This window comes from Chrysiogenia bacterium (assembly GCA_020434085.1).
In the GTDB taxonomy this organism is placed as follows: domain Bacteria; phylum JAGRBM01; class JAGRBM01; order JAGRBM01; family JAGRBM01; genus JAGRBM01.
In genome coordinates this window covers 1-5,002 of sequence record JAGRBM010000332.1, presented here as the reverse complement: position 1 = coordinate 5,002, position 5,002 = coordinate 1, and the positions used below count along the sequence as shown (strand labels likewise).

Below are 5,002 nucleotides of genomic sequence, written 5' to 3'. Positions count from 1 at the left end.
CGCAGTTGCTCGAAGGCCAGTTGCAGCGCGCCCACGCCCTTGGGCTCCATGTGCTCGGCAATGAGCTGGTACTGGCCGCGCGGCTCGTAAACAGTGAGCCGGCCGCGGACGATCACTTCCATGCCGTCTTCGGGGCGGAACTTCAGATACTGGTTCGAGCCCCGGAACATCACCGTGGTGAGCTGGGATTTCTCGTCCTTGAGGGTGAAATACCAGTGCCCGCTTGATGGGGTCCGGTAGTTGGAGATCTCGCCGCCCACCCAAATGTTGCCGAAACCGCGTTCAAGCGAGCCGCGAATCTCGCGCGTGAGCTGGCTGATCGTATAGACCTTGGTGGGCTGGTAGCGATTGAGCATGGGAGAAGAGATTGCGCCCTAGCGCGCGCGAAGGCGCTCGATGAGACTCTGAAAGGCGCGTGCGACTTCGGCCGAGAGGAACTGGAGTTCGGCCACGTGGCTGGGCGGAACGCCCTTTCCCGCGCCGTTGTCGCCGTAGAGGATGGCGATGAGCGTCTCGCCGTAGGCGATGGGAATGGCCATGACCGTCTGGGGCGTCTCGTCGCCAAGTGCCGAAAGGAAACGGTGATTCACCGTGGTATCGGCCATGGGTCCGACATAGGGAGCGCGCGTCTCGTGCACGGTCTTGAAGACCGACTGTTGGGAGAGCGGGACCATGACGCCGCGAACCGACGAAGAGCTCACGTGCGGCCCGTACCCGGCCCAGCCGTAGGCGATCTCGCGCTTGACCACCAGCAGGCAGGAGCGACGGAAGAAATTCTGCGCGTAGGAAAGGACCACCTGCGCCACGTCGTCGCGACTCTTGGCGGTTGCGAGCATTTCCTTGAGCTCTTCGCGGGTGAGCTTGCGCACCTTGATGCGGGGCTTCTCGCTGGCCTCGGCCTGGATGCGATCGAAGTGCCCGGTTGCGCCGGCATCTTCGTTGGAGACCCACACATCGGCAGCGGCCTCGGCGGCGCGCACGTCTTCGGGCTGTGCCACCTGCGTTTTTGACGTCACCAGGTTGCGGATGAGGTTGACGTAGCGCTGCTCGCGGCGGATGCCGTAATATTTCTCAAGCAGATAGGCCAGCCGCGCTTCGACGACGATGACGGGTTCTACTTCGCTCGAAGTCGTCTCAGAAAGAGTCTTCAGGGCCCTGTTATCACGCGGATCGGGCATGGCCACGCGCAATTTGCCGCCCTCGCGGCTGATCGGCACGGCGCAGAGTTCTTCTGCCAGCGGGGCAGGGATCGCCTTGATGACATCACCGGGAATTGACTCGAGCGCCTCCAGGTCGGGAACACCCACCTTGAGCTGCTCGGCCAGCAGCCTGCTGAGCGTCGCCTCGGAGACGTAGCCCAGTTCCATCAGGTTGGTTCCGATGGAGCCGCCAAAGAGCACTTGGCACTGCAGGGCCTCATCCAGATGCTTCTGGGTGATGGCATTGGCGTCGACAAGTAGTGTTCCAATGGATGGCAAAGCGCGCGCTTCCCCTTTGAGTGCGTGCAGAAATGACAGGCCCCGGGCGCTTCGCGCCGCTTGCCCGTCCCCCACCTTCAAGCGCAGGGGCGAGTATAGGTAGCGTGGTCCTTTTCGCCAAGCCCGCAGAACCCGCAGATAGCGGGAATCACGGGGATTTTCCCGTCGCAAAAGGTTAACGGACCTTAATGCTCCATGCCTTGATCTTTAACCTTCGGGGAGTAACTTACGGCCCCACAACACAGGTGTCGGCACATCACTCGCCCGGTGCGAGTGCCAGAGGTAGTCAGATGATCGAGGCAGCAGGACTGACCAAACGCTTTGGTGAGCATCTGGCCATTCAGGATGTCACCTTTCGCGTCGAAAACGGGGAAATCATGGGCTTTCTCGGACCCAACGGGGCCGGCAAGTCCACGACCATGCGCATCCTGACCGGCTATCTGCCCCCCAGCGCGGGCACAGCCAGCATCGACGGGTTCGACGTGCTCGAACACCCGATGGAAGTGAAGCGGCGCGTGGGCTACCTGCCCGAGCAGCCGCCGCTCTACACTGAACTTCTGGTAGACGAATATCTCTCCTACGTTGCGGATCTCAAAGGCGTCCCGGCGCGCGAGCGCAAGGCTGCCGTCGGCCGCGCAGCAGATCGCTGCGGTCTTTCCTCCGTGCGACGCCGCCTGATCGCCAATCTCTCCAAAGGCTTTCGCCAGAGAGTGGGCCTTGCCCAGGCGCTCATCCACGACCCCAAGGTCGTGGTGCTCGACGAGCCCACCTCGGGGCTCGATCCCAAACAGATTCAGGAAGTGCGCGCCCTGATCCGCGAGGTCGCCGCCGACAAGACCGTAATCCTCTCGACCCACATCCTCCAGGAAGTCGAGGCGCTCTGCGACAAGGTGGCCATCATCAACAAGGGCCGCATCGTCGCCGTGGACAGCCCCGAATCGCTCTCGGAGAAGGCCGGCGCGGCCGGGCGGCTTCGCATCCGCATTGCGCGTCCGCCCGCCGAAGAGGCTGCCTTCAAGGCCGAAGTGGCGAAGATCGACGGCGTGCTCTCGGCCGAGGGCGTCGCCCCCGGCGATGGCCATCATTTCAGTGTTCATGTGGGCGCAGCCCCCGAGATTCGCGAAAAAGTCTCTTCCCTTGTGGTCGAGAAGGGCTGGGGCCTGCTGGAGATGCGCGATGAGGGCACGCGCCTCGAAGAGGTGTTCCTCCAGTTGACTCAGTCTGGCGGTGGGTCGAGCGCGGCTGAAACTCGGCCCGCTGCGCCTGCGCAACAAGAGGAGAGCCCCGCCACCGATGAGCCGGCCGAAGAGGAAGGAGGTGCGTCATGAGAGGCTTCCTTGCAGTCTTCAAGAAAGAGGTTCGCACCTACCTGTTCTCGCCCTCGGCTTACGTATTCATCGCGTCGTTTCTGGCGCTCGTGGGCTTCTTCTATTCCGAGACCGTGGAGCTCTATGCCCGCGAGTATCTCATGTCGCAGCAGAACCCCTTTGCGGGCGGTCCCAGCGACATCAACGAGTTCTTCCGCATCTCGGTCATCCAGTTCATGGTGACTTTTTTCCTGTTCCTGATGCCGCTGCTCACCATGCGGCTCATCGCGGCAGAGAAGAAGGCCAAGACCGACGAGCTGCTCTTCACCTCGCCGGTCTCTACCGCTTCTGTGCTGCTCGGCAAGTTTGCCGCCGCCTTGATGGTGGTGGTGGTGTCCCTGGGGCTCACGCTCTACGTGCCGTATTTCGCGGGCAAGATCGCGCCGCTGGACATGGGCCCGCTGGTTGCGTCCTACCTCTCGCTGCTGGGGCTCGGCGGCTGCTTCATCGCGCTTGGCCTGTTTGCCTCGGCGCTGACCGATGACCAGATCATCGCCGCTGTGGTGAGCTTCGTGGGCCTGCTTGTCCTGATGATCCTGCCGTTCATGGCCAGCTCGGTCGAGAACGAGACGCTTCGCGCCGTGCTCGAATACATGGCCTACCAGGATCACTTCGATCAGCTCACCAAGGGCCTGATCGAGCTGCGCGACGTGGTCTACATCGCCAGCTTCATGGTGCTCTTCCTGTTCCTGGCCCATGAGTATCTGGTTGTCGGGCAGTCGCGCTCCCAGAGCGCGCAGGATGCGCCCAGCTCGCGCTGGATTCTCGCCGCGATCGGCATGGTGCTCATCGTCGTCTTCTTTGCGGTCCAGAGCATCATCCCGGCCACGGAGCTCGAACCCCAGAGCTGGCAGAAGGGTCTGTGGATTGGCGGCGCTGCGCTCATCGCCGCCTACTTCGCGCTCGAATGGGAGCGCATGGTCCATGCAGTCAAGACGCGCTCATTCGTGTTCGCCTCGCTGGCGTCGGTGCAGGTCATCGTTGTCGTGGGCATCATCGGCGGCGCCAACTGGATGGCCAATCGCCGCAACGTGAAATGGGATCTTACGGATGTAGGTCTCTATACGCTGGCGCCCCAGAGCGTGAAGATCGTCCAGGGCCTCGATGAACCGACGGAAATCGCCGTCTTCATGCGCGATACCGAGCCCACCCGGGCGCAGCTTCGCGACGTGCTGCGCCTCTATGAGGCCGAGAACGAAAACCTCAAAGTGCGCTTCATCGATCCCGACAAGAACCCGATCGAAGCGCGCGACTACAAGGTCGACCTCTACAACACGCTGGTCTTCACCCGCGGTGAAGGGGAGAACCAGCAGCGCACGCGGATCAACTCCCAGAGCGAGGAAGACATCACCGCCGCGCTCATCAAGATCAGCCGCGACGAGCGCCGCAGCGTTTGTTTTATGAGCGGCCACGGCGAAAAAGACGTGATGAGCGAGGAAGTCGCCGGTTATGACTTCGCCCGCAAGTCGGTTGAGGGCCAGGGCTATGAGATCCGCTCGGTAGATCAGCTCGGTGACGAGGGCCTTGCGCCCTGCACGGTGCTGATCATCGCCGGTCCCCAGCGCGATCCCCTGCCCGGCGAACTCAAGAAGGTCGATCAATGGCTGCGCTCCGGCGGGCAGGCCATCGTGATGGTCGATCCCACCCCCTCGGCGGGGCTCACCGACTGGCTTGCCGGTTACGGCGTGGAGGTGCGTGACGACGTCGTCGTCGACGTGGCCGCCGCCCTGCTGGGAAGCAACTACCTGACAACCCTGGCGACGCCGCCGTTCCTTCCGCACCAGATCGTGCGCGACCTGCCCGGACAGCTCGTATTCCCCGGCGCGCGCACGCTCAACCGGGTTGAACCCGCGCCTGAGGGCATGAAGACCCAGGTCGTCCTGAACACTCGCGAGGACGTGTGGGGCGAGGTGGATCTGGCCAGTGAAGAATCCCCCGAGTTCGTCGAGGGCAGGGACCACGAAGGCCCCCAGGCGCTCGCAATCGCAGTGGAAATCTCTTCTCCGGAGCCCGCAGAAGCCGGAGAGGGGGATGCTCCCGCGGAGAAGAAACCCGGCCGCCTGCTGGTCATCGGCGACTCCGACTTTGCCAACAACCAGTTCATCTACACCGGCTCCTTCAACAGCGACTTCTTCCTGAATTCCATTTCCTGGCTCT

Annotated in this window: 4 protein-coding genes; 2 read left to right on the top strand and 2 right to left on the bottom strand. The window is 62.9% G+C overall.

The genetic code is table 11. The annotated features are described in order from the left end of the window. The coding region (locus KDH09_11455) for an exodeoxyribonuclease VII large subunit (protein MCB0220304.1) at nt 1-356 on the bottom strand (356 nt) is incomplete at its 3' end. Nucleotides 357-374: 18 nt separating this feature from the next. Further along, nucleotides 375-1,478, bottom strand: coding sequence for a hypothetical protein (locus KDH09_11450; GenBank protein ID MCB0220303.1), 1,104 nt, complete (start codon nt 1,476-1,478; stop codon nt 375-377). 290 nt (nt 1,479-1,768) lie between these two features. On the opposite strand from KDH09_11450, the gene KDH09_11445 reads away from it, so the two are divergent. Together KDH09_11445 and KDH09_11440 are read left to right on the top strand one after the other, a co-directional pair. Then, nucleotides 1,769-2,806 (top strand): ATP-binding cassette domain-containing protein, encoded by a 1,038-nt coding sequence (locus tag KDH09_11445; GenBank protein MCB0220302.1) that lies wholly within the window; start codon nt 1,769-1,771, stop codon nt 2,804-2,806. Continuing rightward, nucleotides 2,803-5,002: Gldg family protein (locus KDH09_11440; protein ID MCB0220301.1), on the top strand; the 2,200-nt coding region annotated here is incomplete at its 3' end. The genes KDH09_11445 and KDH09_11440, both read left to right, overlap by 4 nt.